This window comes from Streptomyces sp. Ag109_O5-10 (assembly GCF_900105755.1).
GTDB lineage: Bacteria > Actinomycetota > Actinomycetes > Streptomycetales > Streptomycetaceae > Streptomyces.
In genome coordinates this window covers 5,124,224-5,141,701 of record NZ_FNTQ01000001.1, presented here as the reverse complement: position 1 = coordinate 5,141,701, position 17,478 = coordinate 5,124,224, and the positions used below count along the sequence as shown (strand labels likewise).

Annotated in this window: 19 protein-coding genes; 11 read left to right on the top strand and 8 right to left on the bottom strand. The window is 73.2% G+C overall.

Translation table 11 applies throughout. The features are described 5' to 3' along the window. The first annotated feature begins 62 nt into the window (after positions 1–62). Positions 63–2,135, top strand: a complete 2,073-nt coding sequence (locus BLW82_RS23590; protein ID WP_093501493.1) for a HelD family protein — start codon at positions 63–65, stop codon at positions 2,133–2,135. 221 nt (positions 2,136–2,356) lie between these two features. On the opposite strand, the gene BLW82_RS23585 is transcribed toward BLW82_RS23590, so the two are convergent. Further along, on the bottom strand, positions 2,357–3,061 hold the full coding sequence (locus BLW82_RS23585) for a copper homeostasis protein CutC (RefSeq protein WP_093501491.1): 705 nt from the start codon (positions 3,059–3,061) through the stop codon (positions 2,357–2,359). Between the two features lie 262 nt (positions 3,062–3,323). Then, positions 3,324–3,995, bottom strand: a complete 672-nt coding sequence (locus BLW82_RS23580) for a maleylpyruvate isomerase family mycothiol-dependent enzyme (protein WP_093501489.1) — start codon at positions 3,993–3,995, stop codon at positions 3,324–3,326. A gap of 47 nt (positions 3,996–4,042) precedes the next feature. Between BLW82_RS23580 and BLW82_RS23575 the strand changes: the two genes are divergently transcribed. Both BLW82_RS23575 and BLW82_RS23570 read left to right on the top strand, forming a co-directional pair. Further along, on the top strand, positions 4,043–4,714 hold the full coding sequence (locus BLW82_RS23575; RefSeq protein ID WP_093501487.1) for an HD domain-containing protein: 672 nt from the start codon (positions 4,043–4,045) through the stop codon (positions 4,712–4,714). Between the two features lie 10 nt (positions 4,715–4,724). Beyond that, entirely contained in the window at positions 4,725–5,795 is a 1,071-nt protein-coding gene (locus tag BLW82_RS23570; RefSeq protein WP_093501485.1) for a GNAT family N-acetyltransferase, read from the top strand. A gap of 14 nt (positions 5,796–5,809) precedes the next feature. On the opposite strand, the gene BLW82_RS23565 is transcribed toward BLW82_RS23570, so the two are convergent. After that, complete coding sequence (locus BLW82_RS23565) at positions 5,810–6,082, bottom strand: DUF4031 domain-containing protein (protein WP_093501483.1); 273 nt, start codon at positions 6,080–6,082, stop codon at positions 5,810–5,812. A 10-nt stretch (positions 6,083–6,092) separates the two neighbouring features. After that, a complete protein-coding gene (locus BLW82_RS23560) occupies positions 6,093–6,479 on the bottom strand; it encodes a hypothetical protein (RefSeq protein ID WP_093501481.1) in 387 nt (128 codons plus the stop codon). 55 nt (positions 6,480–6,534) lie between these two features. On the opposite strand from BLW82_RS23560, the gene BLW82_RS23555 reads away from it, so the two are divergent. From BLW82_RS23555 to BLW82_RS23545, 3 genes are all read left to right on the top strand, one after another. Further along, entirely contained in the window at positions 6,535–7,512 is a 978-nt protein-coding gene (locus BLW82_RS23555) for a MurR/RpiR family transcriptional regulator (RefSeq protein ID WP_256215927.1), read from the top strand. Positions 7,513–7,623: 111 nt separating this feature from the next. Next, positions 7,624–8,553: an N-acetylmuramic acid 6-phosphate etherase gene (gene murQ / locus BLW82_RS23550; RefSeq protein WP_093501479.1), complete on the top strand. Its 930-nt coding sequence runs from the start codon at positions 7,624–7,626 to the stop codon at positions 8,551–8,553. A 16-nt stretch (positions 8,554–8,569) separates the two neighbouring features. Next, the gene (locus tag BLW82_RS23545) at positions 8,570–10,123 is read left to right on the top strand and encodes a PTS transporter subunit EIIC (protein WP_093501478.1); all 1,554 of its coding nucleotides are present in this window, start codon (positions 8,570–8,572) and stop codon (positions 10,121–10,123) included. A 35-nt stretch (positions 10,124–10,158) separates the two neighbouring features. Here the strand turns inward: BLW82_RS23545 and BLW82_RS23540 are convergent, their stop codons facing one another. Together BLW82_RS23540 and BLW82_RS23535 are read right to left on the bottom strand one after the other, a co-directional pair. Continuing rightward, positions 10,159–11,067: an aminoglycoside phosphotransferase family protein gene (locus BLW82_RS23540; protein ID WP_093501476.1), complete on the bottom strand. Its 909-nt coding sequence runs from the start codon at positions 11,065–11,067 to the stop codon at positions 10,159–10,161. 47 nt (positions 11,068–11,114) lie between these two features. Beyond that, positions 11,115–11,507, bottom strand: coding sequence for a hypothetical protein (locus BLW82_RS23535; protein WP_093508215.1), 393 nt, complete (start codon positions 11,505–11,507; stop codon positions 11,115–11,117). A 118-nt stretch (positions 11,508–11,625) separates the two neighbouring features. On the opposite strand from BLW82_RS23535, the gene BLW82_RS23530 reads away from it, so the two are divergent. Both BLW82_RS23530 and BLW82_RS23525 read left to right on the top strand, forming a co-directional pair. After that, positions 11,626–12,465 (top strand): helix-turn-helix domain-containing protein, encoded by an 840-nt coding sequence (locus BLW82_RS23530; protein ID WP_093501474.1) that lies wholly within the window; start codon positions 11,626–11,628, stop codon positions 12,463–12,465. Next, positions 12,449–12,691: a DUF397 domain-containing protein gene (locus BLW82_RS23525; RefSeq protein WP_093501472.1), complete on the top strand. Its 243-nt coding sequence runs from the start codon at positions 12,449–12,451 to the stop codon at positions 12,689–12,691. The genes BLW82_RS23530 and BLW82_RS23525 overlap by 17 nt, the downstream gene beginning before the upstream one ends. On the opposite strand, the gene BLW82_RS23520 is transcribed toward BLW82_RS23525, so the two are convergent. Further along, complete coding sequence (locus BLW82_RS23520; protein WP_093501470.1) at positions 12,633–12,905, bottom strand: SH3-like domain-containing protein; 273 nt, start codon at positions 12,903–12,905, stop codon at positions 12,633–12,635. The genes BLW82_RS23525 and BLW82_RS23520 overlap by 59 nt on opposite strands. A 266-nt stretch (positions 12,906–13,171) precedes the next feature. Between BLW82_RS23520 and BLW82_RS23515 the strand changes: the two genes are divergently transcribed. The 3 genes from BLW82_RS23515 (at position 13,172) to BLW82_RS23505 (ending at position 15,656) form a co-directional block, all read left to right on the top strand. Next, positions 13,172–13,747 carry a hypothetical protein gene (locus BLW82_RS23515; protein ID WP_093501468.1) on the top strand — a complete coding sequence of 192 codons (576 nt, stop codon included), beginning with the start codon at positions 13,172–13,174 and terminating at the stop codon, positions 13,745–13,747. Positions 13,748–13,807: 60 nt separating this feature from the next. Continuing rightward, positions 13,808–14,713 (top strand): bifunctional helix-turn-helix transcriptional regulator/GNAT family N-acetyltransferase, encoded by a 906-nt coding sequence (locus BLW82_RS23510; RefSeq protein ID WP_093501466.1) that lies wholly within the window; start codon positions 13,808–13,810, stop codon positions 14,711–14,713. 148 nt (positions 14,714–14,861) lie between these two features. After that, a complete protein-coding gene (locus BLW82_RS23505) occupies positions 14,862–15,656 on the top strand; it encodes an SDR family NAD(P)-dependent oxidoreductase (RefSeq protein WP_093501464.1) in 795 nt (264 codons plus the stop codon). A gap of 99 nt (positions 15,657–15,755) precedes the next feature. Here BLW82_RS23505 and BLW82_RS23500 read toward each other — a convergent pair whose 3' ends face one another. Then, entirely contained in the window at positions 15,756–17,318 is a 1,563-nt protein-coding gene (locus tag BLW82_RS23500; protein WP_093508214.1) for a carboxylesterase/lipase family protein, read from the bottom strand. Positions 17,319–17,478: the final 160 nt, after the last annotated feature.

The following is a 17,478-nucleotide window of genomic DNA, read 5'->3' as shown; positions in this document are numbered from 1 at the left end:
CGCCACCCGCGCGCCACCCACACCTGAGCGCCATCGACTCGCAGGCCTTCGGAGGCACCCCCTTGTCCACGCCCGCCCACGATCCGCTAGCGGACGCCCTCTCCGACCCCGACCCCCTCTCCCGCGAACGGTCGCACCTCGCCGAGTCCCGCGCCGCCCTGCGCGCCATGCGCGAGGACGTCGAGTCGCTGGACATCAGCGACGTCACCGCGAACTGGGTCAACGCCGAGGTCCTCGCCCGCCAGATGGAGGAGCGCATCAAGGCGCTGGCCGACCTCAGCGACACCCCGCTGTTCTTCGGCCGCCTCGACTACCTGCACGCCCCCGGCGCCGACCAGGCGGAAGGCGCGTACGGCGAGCGTTTCTACATCGGGCGCCGGCACGTGCACGACCACGACGGCGACCCGATGGTGATCGACTGGCGGGCGCCGGTCTCCCAGCCGTTCTACCGGGCCTCCAAGAAGGACCCGATGGACGTCGCGCTGCGCCGCCGTTTCGGGTACACCCGCGGTGACATCACGGCGTACGAGGACGAGCACCTCTCCGACCCCGCCGAGGCCGCCCGCACCAGCAAGCTGCTCCAGCAGGAGATCGAGCGCCCGCGCGTCGGCCCGATGCGCGACATCGTGGCGACCATCCAGCCCGAGCAGGACGAGATCGTGCGCAGCGGGCTCGGCGGGACGGTGTGCGTGCAGGGTGGCCCGGGGACCGGGAAGACCGCCGTCGGCCTGCACCGGGTCGCGTACCTCCTCTACGCCCACCGGGAGCGGCTGGCCCGCACGGGCACCCTGGTCATCGGGCCGAACCGCTCCTTCCTGCACTACATCGAGCAGGTGCTGCCCGCGCTGGGCGAGCTGACCGTGCAGCAGGCGACGGTGGACGACCTGGTGGCCCGTGACGTCGACGTCCGCGGCACCGACGACGCCCCCGCCGCGGTCGTCAAGGGCGACGCCCGGATGGCGGAGGTCCTGCGCCGGGCCGTCTACGCGCACGTCACGACGCCCACCGAACCGGTCGTGGTGGTGCGCGGCTCCCGGCGCTGGCGGGTCCCGGCGTACGACCTGGCGGACATCGTCCGCGAGTTGCTGGACCGGGACATCCGATACGGCGCCGCGCGCGAGGCCCTGCCGCAGCGCATCGCGCACGCCGTGCTGGTCCAGATGGAGCGCTCGGGAGAGGCGCCCGACGACCGCGTGCAGGACTCGGTGGCGCGCAACGCGGCGGTGAAGGCGGCCGTCAAACAGGTCTGGCCGCCGGTCGACCCGGCGAAACTCGTGCTGCGCCTGCTCACGGACGCGGACTTCCTCGCGGAGCACGCCGCCGGGATCCTCGACGAGGACGAACAGAAGACGATCCTGTGGGCGAAGCCGGTGCGCAGCGTCAAGGCGGCCAGGTGGTCGGCCGCGGACGCGGTGCTGATCGACGAGGCGACGGACCTCGTGCAGCGCACTCACTCGCTCGGCCATGTCGTCCTGGACGAGGCGCAGGACCTCTCCCCCATGCAGTACCGCGCGGTCGGCCGCCGGTGCACCACCGGTTCGGCGACCGTCCTCGGCGACCTGGCGCAGGGCACCACGCCGTGGGCGACGCGGAGCTGGGACGAGGCGCTGGCCCACCTCGGCAAGACCGACGGGGTGATCGAGGAGCTGACGGCGGGTTTCCGCGTCCCGACGGACGTCATCACCTACGCCTCCCGGCTCCTCCCGCACATCGCGCCGGGCCTCACCCCGGTGGCGTCGGTCCGCGAGAACCCCGGGTTCTTCCAGGTCCGCACCACGGAGGACACCACCGAAGTGGTCGCCGCCTGCGGGGAGTTGCTGGGCAACGAGGGCTCGACGGGCCTGATCGCGGCGGACGCGCGGGTGCCCGCACTGGCCGAAGCGCTCACCGCGGCCGGGATCACCTACCTGAACCCCGGCGAGGAGACCACCGCCGAGACCCGCCTCACCCTGGTCCCGGCGTCCCTGGCCAAGGGCCTGGAGTACGACTACGTGGTCCTCGACGAGCCGCAGGCCGTGGTCGACGGCGAACCCGACGAACGCACCGGCCTGCGCCGCCTGTACGTGGCCCTGACCCGGGCGGTGTCGGGCCTGATCGTGACCCATGCGGCCCCGCTGCCGCCGCAGCTGACCTGAGCCGGCCGGGCTTGCGCGCCCTTCCCCGCGGTTAGGGCACCTCCGGTGATCGGAAGGGGGCCGACGCCACGCTCGCGGCGACCGCCCTGGTGACGGCGGCGCTGGCGGTGCCGATCCGCGGGCTGTCCCGGATCGCCCCCGCCCACCTGCTCGCCACCGAGTGAGCCGGCCCGGCCCCCGGGCGGCGGAGTCCGCCCGGTCAGTCGGAGGAGTCCGCCCGGTCAGTCGGAGGAGTCCGCCCCGTCCAGCACCCGGCGCCAGGACCGCACCGCCGCCTCCGACACCGCACCGTCCCAGCCGGCCGGCCGGGCGGCGCCGCCGATGTGGAAGGCGTCGATGCCCGCCGCCAGCAGGTCGGGCACGTGGTCGAGCCGCAGGCCACCGCCGACCAGGAGCGTCTGCTCGTACCCCGGCTCGCCGCGCCGTCCCGCCTCGGCGAGCAGTCGGGGCAGCCCCTCGTCCACGCCCTCCGCGGCGCCGGCCGTGAGGTAGGTGTCGAGGCCGGGCAGGTCGGCGAGCTGCTTGCGCAGGGCGTCGCGGTCCGCGGCCCGGTCGATGGCCCGGTGGAAGGTCCAGCGGCAGCCGTCCAGCGCGGCGACCACCCGCTCCACGGCGTCCAGGTCCACCCCGCTCTCCGCGTCCAGGAACCCGAACACGAACTGGTCGGCCCCGGCCGCCCGCAGCTCCCCGGCCACCTCCACCAGACGGTCGGCATCGCCCGCGGCGAACCCGTCCGCCAGTCGCAGCATCACGCGCAGGTCGATGTCGACGGCGGCCCGGATCGCGGTGAAGGTCCGGGGCGGCGGGGTGAGCCCGTCGGCCGCCATGTCGGTGACCAGTTCGAGGCGGTCCGCGCCTCCGGCCTGGGCGGCGACCGCGTCCTCGGCGTCGAGGGCGATCACCTCCAGGACTGCACGCGTGCTCATGGGGCTCCTTCCGTGGTGTTCCCCGTGCACCCCGGACATCTCCCGCAAGAGGTCTAGTCCGGAGGTCTAGTCCAATCCAGGGTACGCGGGGAGCGGGGACGGCCGCGAGACCGCCCCCGTCACACGGGGTCCGTATTCAGCCGCGGAAGTTCAGCCGCGGAGGTTCAGCCGCGGAAGTTCGGCCGCGGAGGTTCAGCCGCGGAAGTTCGGCCGCGAAGGTTCAGCCGCGGAAGTTCGGCCGCGAAGGTTCGGCCGCGAAGGTTCAGCCGTAGAGGTTCAGCTCCGCCGCCTCCGCCCCCATCAGCTCGTACGGCGTCCCGTCCGGCGACCGCCCGGTGTACAGCCGGACGAGCGTCGCCGCGTCCCCCATGAAGCGGGCCGGGGTCCGGCTCCCGCTGGTCTCGCCCAGGTGCAGCGGGTCGTCCACGTCGTCCAGGTCGGCCTGGAGCCGCAGGTGCCCCCGCGCCCGGGTCACCCGGGTCAGCAGCGACAGCGCGTGGGGCAGGCCCGCGCCCGTGTAGGCGCCGGGCTCGCCGAGGGTGTCGCGGACGTCACCGGCGTGCACCCATTCGCCGAAGGCGACCGGGTCGAGGCGCCCGTCCGCCCGCTCCGCGATCACGTCGCCGGCCTCGGTCATCCCGCGCTCCAGCTCGTCGAGGACCCGGGCGTTCGACCAGTCGGCGCGCTCGGCGATGTCCCTGGCGTTCGACTCGGGCGAGAACACCCCGGGCCCGAAGCGGCTCTCCACCACCCGGATCAGCGCGGACGAACAGTGGGCGAGCACGTCCCGCACCGTCCACCCGGGACAGGCTGTGGTCGGCAGCGCGAAGTCCGCGTCCGGCCGGGAGCGCAGGAGCGGGATCAGCGCGTCGCGCTCGACGGTGAGGAGACGGCCGGGCAGGAGGGGGTCGCGTGTGTCGTCAGCAGCAGTCATGTGTCCCACGCTAGGGGGATGTCGGTGGCGGGCGGGAGAATGGGCGCATGGACGATCTCCAGGAAAGTGACCTGCGCTCCCGCTGGCTCAGCGCCTTCCTCACGTCGCGGGACGACGACTCCTGTGCGCCCTCCCCGTACCGGTACGCCGAGGAACTGCTCCGCCGCTGGCAGGAGCCCCAGCGTCGGTACCACACGGTCGCCCACCTCGTCGCGGTCCTCGACCGCGTCGACGTACTGGAGGAGTACGCGGACGACCCGGACCTGGTCAGGCTCGCCGCCTGGTTCCACGACGCCGTGTACCTGCCGGACCGGTCGACGAACGAGGAGCGTTCGGCCCGCCTCGCCGAACGGGCCCTCCCCGAGGCCGGAATCTCCGCGGAGAAGACCGCCGAGGTCGCCCGCCTGGTCCGGCTCACCGTCACCCACGACCCGGCCCCCGGCGACCGCAACGGCGAGGTGCTGTGCGACGCCGACCTCGCGATCCTCGCCGCGCCGCCCGCCGCGTACGCCGCCTACACCGCCCAGGTGCGCGAGGAGTACCACTTCGTGCCGAACGACGCCTTCCGCGCGGGCCGTTCCGCGATTCTGCGCCAACTCCTCGACCTGCCACAGCTGTTCAGAACGCCGTACGGCCGCACCGAGTGGGAGCCGACCGCCCGCTACAACCTCGCCGCGGAGCTGGAAATGCTGTCGACCGCTGAGGATCCGGCGTCCTAGGGTGCGACCCATGCGTGTCATGGGCGGGGACCAGGTGGAAGAGGCCGTCGCGGGCTGTGTGACCGCGTTGCGGCCCGCGGTGACGAGGGACTGGACGGAGGTGACGGCCGGCAGGCTGGACTGGAACTGCCACCAGACGGCGGTCCATGTCGCCGACGACCTCGTCGCGTACGCCGCGAACCTGGCCGGGCGCGCCCAGGACGCGTACGTGCCCTTCGAGCTCAGGCTTGACGACGGGACCGACAACTCCGGTCTGCTGCACGTGATCGAGACGACCGGCGCCCTGCTCGCCGCCACCGTCCGCACCACCCCCCGCCAGGTCCGCGCCTTCCACCCGTACCCCTTCCGCAGCGCGGACCGCGCGGGCTTCGCCGCGATGGGCGTCGCCGAAGTCCTGCTCCACACCCACGACATGGCGCTGGGCCTCGGGCTCCCCTACCGGCCCTCCGAAGAACTCGCCGAGTCCGTCCTGGCCTGGCTGTTCCCGCACGTCCAGCCCGGCCCCGCCGCCTGGCCGACCCTCCTGTGGGCCACCGGCCGCGGTGAGCTGCCCGGCCGCGCCCCGGTCACCGACTGGCGCTGGCACAACAACCTGGTCATCCCCGCCGAGCGCCTCGACCTCGTCGGCGTCCGCCCCGCCGAAGCCCGTGACCTGCGCATCGGCGGCGACGGCGGCTTCGAGTGGGTCGACGGCGGCCCCTACGAGGGCACCCGGGACGCCGCCGGCTTCCTCCTCAAGGCGTACGAAGGCGGCGTCCACCGGCCGGAGTTCGGCGTCTTCGCCCTGGTCCGCCGGGCGGACGGCCGTGCGGTCGGCGGCATGGGCTTCCACTCCGCCCCGGACGAGGAGGGCCGGGTGGAGATCGGCTACGACCTGGCCGAGGCCGCCCGCGGCCACGGCTACGCGACGGAAGCGCTGCGCGCCCTGGCCGGCTGGGCCCTGGCCCGCGACGACGTACGGACGCTGTTCGCCACCGTCGAGACCGCCAACACCGCCTCCCAGGCGGTCGTCACCCGCGCCGGGTTCGGCAAGGTGAGCGAGGGCGAGGCGGGACTGGCCTTCGCACTGCGGGCGGAGTGAGGGCGCAGGCGCCGTTACCCGCGGGGCACGTCGCTCTTGCGGCGGCGCAGCCCAGCCCCGTGCAGCAGCCGCACCACCTCGCGGCTGCTGACCTCCACGGCACCGGCCCGGACCGCGTCCCGGTAGCGGTGCGAGGGGATGTCGTAGTGGTCGCGCTCGAAGGCGCGCCGCAGTACGCCCATGTCCTCGGCGAAGGCGTGCAGTTCGGCGTACGAGACGTCGCTGACCAGGTGGGACCACATCCGGCCGTGGCCCGGCCAGTTCGGCGGATCGATGTACACCGTCATGAGAACTCCGTCACGAGGAGGGCATCCCGCCACCCAGGGAACCGCCCAGTGAGCCGACCGAGGCGACCTTCACGCCCACCTTGTGGCACACCCAGTGCGGGTCCGGGCCGAGTTCGGGTTCGACGTCCAGGGCGTGCGGGTCGCCGGAGCCGCACACCGGGCACAGCGGCCAGCGGCCGTACCGTTCGAGGAGCGCGTCCTGTACGTCCTGGGCCACCAGGCCCACCACGTACCCCGCGCCCTCCGGCCACTGCTCCACCCACCAGCGGCGCTGTACGACGGAGTCCTCGACCAGCGAGACGACGTCGGCCTCGGCGACCTCGCCCGCGACCAGATCGGCGAGCACGAGGGCGCGGGCGGCGTGCAACGCCTGTTCCAGGGGGCTCACGGGGTCCATGGTCCTATTGTGCGCGGTCTTGACCGGGTACCCGAGCCGAAAATATCTTTCAAGGGTGATCGAGAGCGCGAAGGAAATTTTCGGCGGCCACGGAAGCGGCCAACGAAGCGGCCGTGGCGGCGGCCACGGAGGCAGCCATGGCAGCGGTGCCGCGCCGCCGGCGCCCGCCGCCCTCGCGGCCAAGGTGCGGACCCTGGCGCCCTCCATGACCCGCTCCATGCAGCGCGTGGCCGAGGCCGTCGCGGGTGACCCGGCCGGCTGCGCCGCCCTCACGGTCACCGGACTCGCGGAGCTGACCGGAACCAGCGAGGCGACCGTCGTGCGCACCGCCCGGCTGCTCGGTTACCCCGGCTACCGCGACCTGCGGCTCGCCCTCGCCGGGCTCGCCGCCCAGCAGCAGTCGGGGCGGGCGCCCGCCATCACCACCGACATCGCGGTCGACGACCCGATCGCCGACGTCGTCGCGAAACTCGCCTACGACGAGCAGCAGACCCTCGCGGACACGGCGGCCGGCCTCGACACGGTGCAGCTGGGGGCCGCCGTCAGCGCGCTCGCCGGGGCGCGGCGGACCGACGTGTACGGCATCGGGGCGTCGGGGCTGGTCGCCCAGGACCTCACGCAGAAGCTGCTGCGGATAGGCCTGATGGCGCACGCCCACAGCGATCCGCATCTCGCGGTCACCAACGCGGTGCAGTTGCGGGCCGGGGACGTGGCGATAGCGATCACGCACTCCGGGTCGACCGGGGATGTCATAGAGCCGCTGCGGGTGGCCTTCGAACGGGGGGCCACGACCGTCGCGATCACCGGGCGGCCGGGGTCGTCGGTGACGCAGTACGCCGACCATGTGCTGACGACGTCGACGGCGCGGGAGAGCGAGCTGCGGCCGGCGGCGATGTCGTCGCGGACCGGGCAGTTGCTGGTGGTGGACTGTCTGTTCGTGGGGGTGGCGCAGCGGACGTACGAGGCGGCGGCTCCGGCGTTGGCGGCGTCGTACGAGGCGTTGGCCCACCGGCACCGGAGTGTGCCTCGATAGACCGTAGGGCTTGATCATGGTGGGAGCGTGCCGGTTCGTCGTGGCTTGTCGCGCAGTTCCCCGCGCCCCCGAGTTGATGCACTCCTCCGCGTTGAAAAGGGCCGTATCCGAATGACCACCGAACACCGCTCACTCCGCAGCGAGCTGGAAACGCTCACCACCGAGGCCTTCCGGCCGGAGCTCGCCGAGATCGACACGCTGCCCACCCTCGACATCGCGCGCCTGATGAACGGTGAGGACGCCGCGGTGGCCGGTGCCGTGGCTCTGCGGTTGCCGCAGATCTCGGCCGCCATCGACGGCATCGCCGCCCGGATGGCCCAGGGCGGACGGCTGGTCTACGCCGGAGCCGGTACCGCCGGGCGGCTCGGGATCCTGGACGCCTCGGAGTGTCCGCCGACCTTCAACACCCGGCCCGGTCAGGTCGTCGGGGTCATCGCGGGCGGGCCCTCGGCCATGGTGACGTCCGTGGAGGGGGCCGAGGACTCGGCGGAGCTGGCCCGCACGGACATCGACACGCTCGGCATCGGCCCCGCCGACTCCGTCGTCGGCGTCTCCGCGTCCGGCCGCACCCCGTACGCCGTCGGTGCCGTCGAGCACGCCCGCGCCCTCGGCGCCCTGACCGTCGGCCTCTCCTGCAACGCAGGCAGCGCGCTCGCGGCCGCCGCCGAGCACGGGATCGAGGTCGTGGTCGGCCCAGAACTGCTCACCGGGTCCACCCGGCTCAAGGCCGGCACCGCGCAGAAGCTCGTCCTCAACATGCTGTCGACGATCACGATGATCCGGCTCGGCAAGACCTACGGGAACCTGATGGTCGACGTCCGCGCCTCGAACGAGAAGCTGCGCGCCCGTTCACGGCGGATCGTGGCGCTCGCCACGGGCGCGCCGGACGACGAGATCGAGGCGGCCCTCACCGCCACCGACGGCGAGGTCAAGCCCGCCGTCCTGGTGATCCTGGCCGGGGTCGACGGGCCCACCGCCGCCCGCCTTCTGGAGGAGTCCGGCGGCCATCTGCGCGCGGCGCTCACCGCGACGGGCGGCTGACGCGCACCCTCGGGGGGTGCAGAGATCGTCGTACGACACCGCCGCCGCGCTGCTGCCCCTGGTCGGCGGCCCCGGGAACGTCACCTCCGTCGCCCACTGCATGACCCGGTTGCGGCTGGGCATCGCCGACCGGGAGCGGGTCGACGCGGAGGCGGTGCGGGCGGTGCCCGGGGTGCTGGGGGTGGTGGCCGACGGCGACACCCTCCAGGTGGTGATCGGCCCGGGCGCGGTGGTGGCGGTGACCGCCGAGTTCGAAAGTCTGCTGGGCACCGCCGCAACCGCCCGTCGCGCACCGGACGACGACCGGCCGGACGCCTTCGAGCCGGGCGGCCCGGCTCCGGACGGCCTCCGCGCCCCCACGGGGCGCGGGGAACCGCGCGAGCAACCACGACGCGCCCACACGCGAGGACGCCGGCCCGATCACGACGCCGTGGCCCTCGCCGCCCGCGGCGCCGAACTGAAGGCCGCCCGCGCCCGGCGCAACGCGACCCCCCTCAAGACCGCCCTGCGCCGCGTCGCCGACGTCTTCGTGCCGCTCATCCCCGCCCTGATCGGCTGCGGGGTCCTGGCCGGCCTCAACGGGCTCCTCGTGAACGCGGGCTGGCTGCCCTGGCTGACCCCCGCCCTCGCCGCCGTCGCCTCCGGCTTCATGGCGCTGATCAGCGTCTTCGTCGGATACAACACGGCGAAGGTGTTCGGCGGGACGCCCGTGCTCGGGGGCGCGGTCGCGGCGGTCGTCGTCTATCCGGGCGTCGCGAAGGTGACGGCCTTCGGAGTGGCGCTCGCGCCCGGCCAGGGCGGGGTCCTCGGGGCCCTGGCGGCGGCCCTGCTCGCCGTCGGCGTCGAGAGGTGGTGCCGGGGGCGCGTCCCGGACGCCCTCGACGTGCTCCTCACCCCCACGGTCACCGTCCTCGTCGCGGGCCTCGCCACGCTCTACGGCCTCATGTACGCGGCCGGTCTCGTCTCGTCCGCCATCGGCACCGCGGCGAACTGGCTGCTCGCCACCACGGGACCCCTCGCCGGACTCGTCCTCGGCGGGCTCTTCCTGCCCCTCGTCATGCTGGGCCTGCACCAGGCCCTGATCCCCATCCACACCACCCTCATCCAGCAGCAGGGCTACACCGTCCTGCTCCCCCTCCTCGCCATGGCGGGCGCGGGCCAGGTGGGCGCCGCCCTCGCCGTCTACGCCCGCCTCCGCCACGACACGCAGCTCCGGACGACGATCAGATCGGCGCTCCCGGCGGGCCTGCTGGGCGTCGGCGAACCCCTCATCTACGGCGTCTCGCTCCCCCTCGGCCGCCCCTTCCTCACCGCCTGCGCGGGCGGGGCGGCGGGCGGCGCCTTCGTCGGCTTCTTCGCGGTGCTCGGCGACCGGGTGGGCGCCACCGCCATCGGCCCCTCGGGCTGGGCCCTGTTCCCCCTTCTCACGGGGAACAGGGGCCCGGCCCTGGCGGCGGCGATCTACGCGGGCGGCCTGCTGACCGGCTACGCCGTCGGCTTCCTGGCGACGTACGCCGGCTTCAGCGGGGCAGGTGCTCCGGGTGACCCGTCACCTCGGCGATCCGGGTGATGACGTCACCGGCGCCCGAGTGACGGCTCGCGCCGTCACCGCGCGGCGGCGTCCGAGAGGATCGCCCGGAGCCGCGCCAGACATTCGGCGACGAAGGCGGGGAAGGTCCGCCAGTAGTAGGCGACTCCGCTGACCCCGACGGCGATCGCCCAGGCACGGGCCCGCGTCCAGGTGGGATCGTCGATGCCCATGGCGTCCCGATAGGCACCCCGGGCGTCCTGCGGCAGGTCCCAGAGCACGGAGTGCTCGGCGTCCGGATGGCCGACCGAGAGAGACCCGAAGTCGATGACCGCGTGCAGCCTGCCCTGCCGGACCAGGAGGTTGGTGGGCTTGAGGTCGCCGTGCAGCCACACGTGCGGTCCCCGGGGCTCGGGCAGCGCGAGCGCTGCCTGCCACAGCCGCTCCAGGGTCGCGACATCGAGTTCGTCCCCGGCGACCGCACGGCATTCCCCGAAATACGTACCGACCCAGTCGGCACAATCCCGCAGGCTGCCTCCGCGGTACCAGCTCAGGTCGTCCGCGCGCGCCGCCCCCATGAGGCCGATGCCGTGCAGCTCCCGCACGACGGCCGCCAGGTCGGCGCCGAAGGCGGCCCAGTTCCGGACGGTGTCCGGACCGGCCTCGTCACCGTCGATCCACCGGTAGACCGACCAGCGGGCCGGGTAGCCGCCGGTGGGCAGCCCGGCGTGGACGGGCTCGGGAACGGGGTACGAAAGAGAGGGTGCCAGGCGCGGCAGCCACTCCTGCTCCTTCCGCAGCGCCCGGCCCTTCGCCACGGTCCGGGGCAGACGCACCAGCAGGTCATCGCCCAGCCGGTACATGGTGTTATCCGTACCCGCTCCGACACGCGACAACGGCAGACCGGCCCACTCCGGGCGCTGAGCCGCCAGCAGCTGACGGATCAGCGTCTCGTCGACCGGAACCTCGTCCTCATGCAGAGTCACGCCGACAGTCTCGCTTCCGAGCCGTTCCCGGAGCCAACGAGATTTCCTCAACCCGGCCGCCGCGCAGCCGCGTTCGCCCGCCGCACCTGCGCCCGCAGCACGTCGTCCGGTGACGCCGGCTCCAGCGCCCCCGCCGGACAGTCCCACTCCCGCCCACCCGCCACGGGCCGCACCTGCACGACACCGCCGACGTGGCCCCTGACCTCGCCGATCCGGCCGTCCCGTACGTCCGTCACGTACGTACCGAGCGGCGGCCGTTCGCCCCGGACCACCGAGGCCAGCCGCTCCGCGACCCGCACGTTGCACCGCCCCAACTCGACCAGGGCGAACGGCTCGTCGCTCGCGCCGGTCACCGGGTCGACGCAGAGCGACGGCAGCACGACACCGGCGCCCCGCAGGGCCGACCGCAACATCTCCACGACTTCTTCGGTGGGCCGCAGCACCATTCCCTACCTCCACGCTGAGTTTCCGGTTCACCACACAGCGTGTCGGAGGCGCATCTAACCTGGCCAGATACGGCATCCCAACAACTTCGGCTGTTGAGACAGGGAGTGGCCCATGTCAGGACCAAAGGACCTGGACCCGTCGTCGTCGCCGCGCGCCCTGCTGGGGGCGGAGTTACGCCATGCGCGGGAGCAGAAGGGGCTGAGCCAGGCCGAGTTGGGTCAGCGCGTTTTCGTGAGCGGCTCGTTCATCGGGCAGCTGGAGGCGGGGACGCGGCGGATGCAGCCGGAGTACGCACAGTTGCTGGACGAAGTCCTGGAGACAGGAGGCTTCTTCACGCGGAACTGCAGGGCGGCGGCAAAGTCGAAGTATGAGCGACCCTTCGAGGAGGTTGCGGAAGCAGAGGCTCTTGCCACGGCAATCAGGCAATACGCACCGCTCCTGATCCCCGGACTCCTGCAGACGCGCCCCTACGCCCGGGCAGTGGACCGGGTGTGGGCGCCGATGGCACCGGAAGAGACCATCGAGGAGTGGACAGAAGGCCGTATGGAGCGGGCCCGACTGCTCGACGACCCAACAAGGCCGGTGTTGTGGGCGGTCCTTGACGAGGCAGCTCTACACAGAAGGGTTGGCGGTCCGACGGTGATGGCAGAGGCTCTACGGCATGTCGCCGACCTGGCCCACCGCAATCGGATCATCGTGCAGGTACTGCCGTTCAGCGCAGGCGGGCACGCGGCAATGCAGGGTGCCCTGAAGCTGATGGAATTCACGGACGCCCCTCCGCTTGCCTACTGCGAGGGGGTGCGTAGCGGACGTATGGACGACGACCCGGCCACCGTCACCCAACTGAGGTTCGTGTTCGATCTCCTCGTGGCCTCCGCGCTCTCGCAGGAGCAGTCCCTGGCTCTTGTGGAGTCATTGGCTCAGGATTACACCCATGAGGAACAGCCCTGACAGCCAACTGAACTGGCGCAAGTCGACGTACAGCGGTGGCAACGACAACTGCCTCGAAGTAGCCGCCGCCCACCCCACTCTCATCCCCGTCCGCGACTCCAAAACCGCCCCCCACGGCCCCACCCTCACGTTCCTCCCGGACACCTGGTCGGCCTTCGTCGACGGCGTCAAGAGCCGTGGTCGTGGCCCCGGGGGCGCCGCGCCAGGGTCTGGGCGCGGGCGGTGACGTCGTCCGGGGAGAGGACGGCGTTGTCGTCGAGCGTCAGCTCGCCGCCGTTGAGCCGGCGGCCGTAGTAGCCGTCGTCGAAGTAGGCCGCCCGGTCCAGGCGCTTCAGGGCGTGCCGGAAGGCGTCCGTGTTGACGCCGCCGGACGCGATACGGCTCGAAAGGATCGCCAGCGCGAAGGCCCGGCGCGCGAGAAGAAGCTGCCCATGGGTCACGTCGAGTCCCCTGAGGCCGCGGCCGAGCGTGCCTCCGGCGAGATCCGACTGGCGAACGCGTGACCCTCCCCCTGCTGCGGCCCCCAGCCCTGGACGCTTCGCCCACCATCGCCCTGGACGACGATCGCCAGGAGGTCGCCTCCGTCGCGCCCCCTGAATGCGCCTGATCACCGAGTACGGCGAAGCCCGCCGCCCCGCTCGTCCCCGTCGGCGGCCTCATCAGAGCCGACATCACGTTGTCGGCGCCGTATGCCACGCTGGTCCCCATGAACCACTCCCAGCTCACCGCCCTGGGCCGGGCCCTTCGTCTGCTCGGTGAGCATGGGGAGGCCCTGACCGGCGAGACGACCGATGCCAAGTTGCACGAGGTGAAGGACGACCTGCGGCGCGCTCTGGACCTGCTGGAGGAGAGCGTCAGCAGGGCCGCTCCCACGACCCGGTGTGCCGAGCATCCGCAGGGGCCCGTGGACGAGAGCGCCCCCGATCTGTGCCTGCTGTGCGAGACGCGGCGGCGGGCCGCACGGCGGTCGGAGTTCGCGGGTGGGCCCCGGCCCGTGCCGGAGGAGGCCGCCGGGCCCGCCATGTCCCGGTACGGCGTGCGGGCGGACCGTCCGCAGCCGCAGCAGCGCTGGCTGCCGGAGGCGTGGAACGGCCGGGAGTGGGAGCTGTGCGGCACCCCCCGGCGCGACCGGCGCGAGGCCGAGCTGTATCTCGCCGCCCAGCGGCGCGGATCCCGGCCGGCCATGGCCTACCGGCTGGTCCACGAGTTCACCGACTACGAGGTGCTGCGCGTCTGGGGCACCCCCTCCCACCTGGACATCGAACCACTCGGCAACCTCTGAGCAGGCCAGACCCCCAGCAGCCACTGGCACCGTCCCCGATTCTCTGACTAAAGTCAGAGAATGGATGAGGCGCAGGCGCAGATCGACCAAGTACGGCGATTCAACCGGACCGTCACCGAACGCGTGGGCGTGCTCCACGACCGGTACCTGGGCCGCGACCGGCCGATCGGCGAGGCCCGGCTGCTCTGGGAGATCGGCGGGCAGGGCCAGGACGTGCGGCGGCTGCGGGAGCGGCTCGGGCTCGACTCCGGGTACGTCAGCCGGCTGCTGCGGTCCCTGGAGGCGGACGGCCTGGTGGCGGTGGAACCGCAGCCCCAGGACAGGCGCGTGCGTACCGTGCGGCTGACCGAGAAGGGGCGCGCGGAGCGCGCCCTCCTCGACGGCCGCAGCGACGAACTGGCCGGTTCGATGCTCCAGCCGCTCAACGCCGGACAGCGCGCCCGGCTGGTCGCGGCCATGGCCGAGGTCGACCGGCTGCTGACCGCCGGGACGGTCACCCTGGACGTGATCGACCCCGACCATCCCGACGCGCGGCACTGCCTGCTGGCCTACTTCGCCGAGTTGCAGGAGCGCTTCGACACCGGCTTCGACCCCGCGCGCAGCCTGCTGCCCGACGCGGGCGAGCTCCGGCCGCCGCGCGGCCTGTTCCTGGTCGCCCGGCTGCACGGCGAACCCGTCGGCTGTGCCGGGGTGAAACTGCCGTCCGGGGCTCCGGCGGAGATCAAGCGCATGTGGGTCGCGCCCCAGGCGCGCCGGCTCGGCCTCGCCCGCCGGTTCCTGACCGAGCTGGAGACACAGGCCGCCCGGCACGGCTACGACACCCTGCGCCTGGACACCAACAAAACGCTCGACTCCGCGATCAACCTGTACCACTCCTACGGCTTCCAGGAGGTCCCCGCCTTCAACGACGAGCCGTACGCCCACCACTGGTTCGAGAAGCGGATCGCCGCGGCGCCGCCGGAGTGACGCGCCGCCGCCACGGTTCGCGCCCGAGCAGCCGTGGCGTCTCCTCCAGCGGTGCCGCCATCCAGGCACTGAACGCCCGGCCCCTTCATGCCGGGGCCCCCGTCCGGGTACCTGTGCGGGGACACGCACACGGAAGGGGTTCGGCAGGATGAGGATCGATCTGACAGGGCGCACGGCGCTGGTCACCGGCTCCACGCAGGGCATCGGCGCGGCGATCGCCGTCGGCCTGGCCCGGGCCGGGGCCCGGGTGGGGGTCAACGGCCGGGACGCCAAGCGCGTCGAGGAGAGCGTGGCCCGGCTGGCGGTGCAGGCGCCCGGGGCCGCCTTCGTGCCGGTCGCCGCGGACGTGACCGGCGAGGAGGGGGCCCGGCGGGCGGCGGAGGCGCTGCCCCGGGTGGACATCCTCGTCAACAACCTGGGGATCTTCGGCGCCGAGGACCCGCTGCGGATCACCGACGACGAGTGGCGGCGCTACTTCGAGGTGAACGTCCTGGCCGGGGTGCGGCTGACCCGCCTCTTCCTGCCCGGCATGACCGAACGCGGCTGGGGACGCGTCCAGTACATCGCCAGCGACTCGGCGGTCGCCATCCCCGCGGAGATGATCCACTACGGCATGTCGAAGACCGCGCTGCTCGCGGTGGGCCGCGGCTTCGCCAAGCAGGCGGCCGGCACCGGTGTCACGGTGAACTCCGTGATCGCCGGACCCACCCACACCGGAGGCGTCGAGGACTTCGTCTACCAGCTCGTCGACCGCGACCTGCCCTGGGACGAGGCCCAGCGCGTCTTCATGCGCGAGCACCGGCCGCAGTCGCTGCTGCAGCGCCTGATCGAGCCGGAGGAGATCGCCAACATGGTCGTCTACCTCAGCTCCGACCAGGCCTCGGCCACCACCGGCGGCGCCCTGCGGGTGGACGGCGGCTACGTCGACGCCATCCTGCCGTGACCGGCCGGACTCCGCGGCTCACCAGCCAGGCCGCGGCTCACCAGCCAGGCCGGGGCTGACCAGCCAGGCCGGGGCTGACCGGGCGTGGCCCCGTCGTGGTCAGCCGAGCAGCGGTGACGGGCCGAACTCGTACCCCTCCCACAGCCGCCTGCTCGTCTCCTCCGGGTAGGCCGTCACCGTCGGTGCCGCGTCCAGGACCTGTGTGGTGCGGGCCTCGGGGTCGTAGGCCGGCCAGCCCGGGTCCCCGGTCCTGGCGAAGGACGTCCACGCGGTGCGGAAGCGGGCGGAGAGGGCCTCGGCCTCGGGGGTGATGCCGGCGCCGGCCCAGAGGAGGTTGGCGAGGTCCGCCTCGAAGGTGCCGAACAGGAGCGGGATGTCCAGGCCGTGACAGGCGCCGAGGAGGCCGCCGTTGCCCGGGGCACCCCAGGTCAGCTCGTAGAGGTGGGCCCGGCCGCCGCCCGCGGTCTGTGCCTCCGCGAGGCGCAGCGACGGTATGGCGAACAGCCAGTCGGTCTGGACCCGTTCGTACAGCTCGCTCGGCGAGGCGTCGGGGTGGGCCGCGCGGTAGGCGTGGTCGCCCGCCGCGCCGCCCGGTGCGAACAGGCGCAGGGCACCGGTCGCCTGCTCCTCCGTGATCTTGCCGTACATCCCGCTCATGACGAGGAACAGGCGGAACTCGTCCCGGTTGTGACCGACGAGGAGGTCCACGTCGCGCGCGGAGCCGGCGGCCAGGGCCTGCCAGGGGGTGGAGGGGAGCACCTCGCCGTCGACCACCGGCGAGAACGGGGTGACCGTCGGCGCGATCCGGCCCCAGCGGTCCACGTACTGAGGCATCTTGGCGCCGAGCGCCTGCCCGGCCTCGGTCAGCCGGCGCGGATCGGTCGTCGCCAGGTCGGCCGCCGTGGGGCGCAGGCCGGCCTCGGCGGCGAGGGTCCTGCCGATGTCCTCGGCCAGGTCGAGGGAGAAGAACGTGCCCGGGACGCTCTGGGCGATCGCCCGCCGGAACAGCCCGCGCGCCCTGTCCATCGCCAGCAGGGACGCCACCGACCCGGCGCCCGCGGACTCACCGAAGACCGTGACCTGGTCCGGGTCGCCGCCGAACGCCGTGATGTTCTCCCGCACCCACTCCAGCGCCGCCACCTGGTCCAGCAGGCCCCGGTTGGCGGGCGCCCCCTCGATCTGGGCGAAACCCTCCATGCCGACGCGGTAGTTGAGGGAGACCACGACCACGTCGCCGTCCCGGGCGATGTGCCGGGCGTCGTACCCGGGGCTGCCGGAGTGGCCCAGCTTGTAGGCACCGCCGTAGATCCACACCATCACCGGGCGCCTGGCGGCCGGGTCCGGGGCGGGCGTCCACACGTTCACCGTCAGCCAGTCGTCGCCCTCGGGGGCCTCCAGGACGCCCGTGCGGCCCTGGATGCCCAGGTCCTGCGGGGGCGGCGGGCCGAAGGCGTACGCCTCACGCGTGCCCTCCCACGGCCGTGCCGGGCGCGGCGCCGCGAACCTGGCGGCTCCCACCGGGGGTTCGGCGAACGGTATCCCCCGGAAGACCGCCAGGCCGTCCTCCCGCACCCCGCGCACGGCACCGGCGGCGGTGCGCACGACGGGGCCCTCGGCGGCGGAAACCGGCTCGCGGGGTTCGAGGGACTCGTTCGTGATCATGATCACTCGCTTTCGACGGCTGGGGCTGCCACTTCCGACGACTGACCGTGCCGGTTTCACGGCCGGTCACCGATGAAACGTCCGGCGGCTCGCACGAGTGCCGAACACACCTCACCCGTTGAGGTGAATCCAGACAATCCGGGTCAGCGCGCCGGGCCGT

What these genes read in the sequence shown, in the direction of transcription:
- BLW82_RS23585 (WP_093501491.1), bottom strand. Translation starts at nt 3,061, where the DNA reads ATGAGCACGCGTGCAGTCCTGGAGGTGATCGCCCTCGACGCCGAGGAC.
- BLW82_RS23580 (WP_093501489.1), bottom strand. Translation starts at nt 3,995, where the DNA reads ATGACTGCTGCTGACGACACACGCGACCCCCTCCTGCCCGGCCGTCTC.
- BLW82_RS23575 (WP_093501487.1), top strand. Translation starts at nt 4,043, where the DNA reads ATGGACGATCTCCAGGAAAGTGACCTGCGCTCCCGCTGGCTCAGCGCC.
- BLW82_RS23570 (WP_093501485.1), top strand. Translation starts at nt 4,725, where the DNA reads ATGCGTGTCATGGGCGGGGACCAGGTGGAAGAGGCCGTCGCGGGCTGT.
- BLW82_RS23565 (WP_093501483.1), bottom strand. Translation starts at nt 6,082, where the DNA reads ATGACGGTGTACATCGATCCGCCGAACTGGCCGGGCCACGGCCGGATG.
- BLW82_RS23560 (WP_093501481.1), bottom strand. Translation starts at nt 6,479, where the DNA reads ATGGACCCCGTGAGCCCCCTGGAACAGGCGTTGCACGCCGCCCGCGCC.
- murQ (WP_093501479.1), top strand. Translation starts at nt 7,624, where the DNA reads ATGACCACCGAACACCGCTCACTCCGCAGCGAGCTGGAAACGCTCACC.
- BLW82_RS23530 (WP_093501474.1), top strand. Translation starts at nt 11,626, where the DNA reads ATGTCAGGACCAAAGGACCTGGACCCGTCGTCGTCGCCGCGCGCCCTG.
- BLW82_RS23525 (WP_093501472.1), top strand. Translation starts at nt 12,449, where the DNA reads ATGAGGAACAGCCCTGACAGCCAACTGAACTGGCGCAAGTCGACGTAC.
- BLW82_RS23515 (WP_093501468.1), top strand. Translation starts at nt 13,172, where the DNA reads ATGAACCACTCCCAGCTCACCGCCCTGGGCCGGGCCCTTCGTCTGCTC.
- BLW82_RS23510 (WP_093501466.1), top strand. Translation starts at nt 13,808, where the DNA reads ATGGATGAGGCGCAGGCGCAGATCGACCAAGTACGGCGATTCAACCGG.
- BLW82_RS23505 (WP_093501464.1), top strand. Translation starts at nt 14,862, where the DNA reads ATGAGGATCGATCTGACAGGGCGCACGGCGCTGGTCACCGGCTCCACG.
- BLW82_RS23500 (WP_093508214.1), bottom strand. Translation starts at nt 17,318, where the DNA reads ATGATCACGAACGAGTCCCTCGAACCCCGCGAGCCGGTTTCCGCCGCC.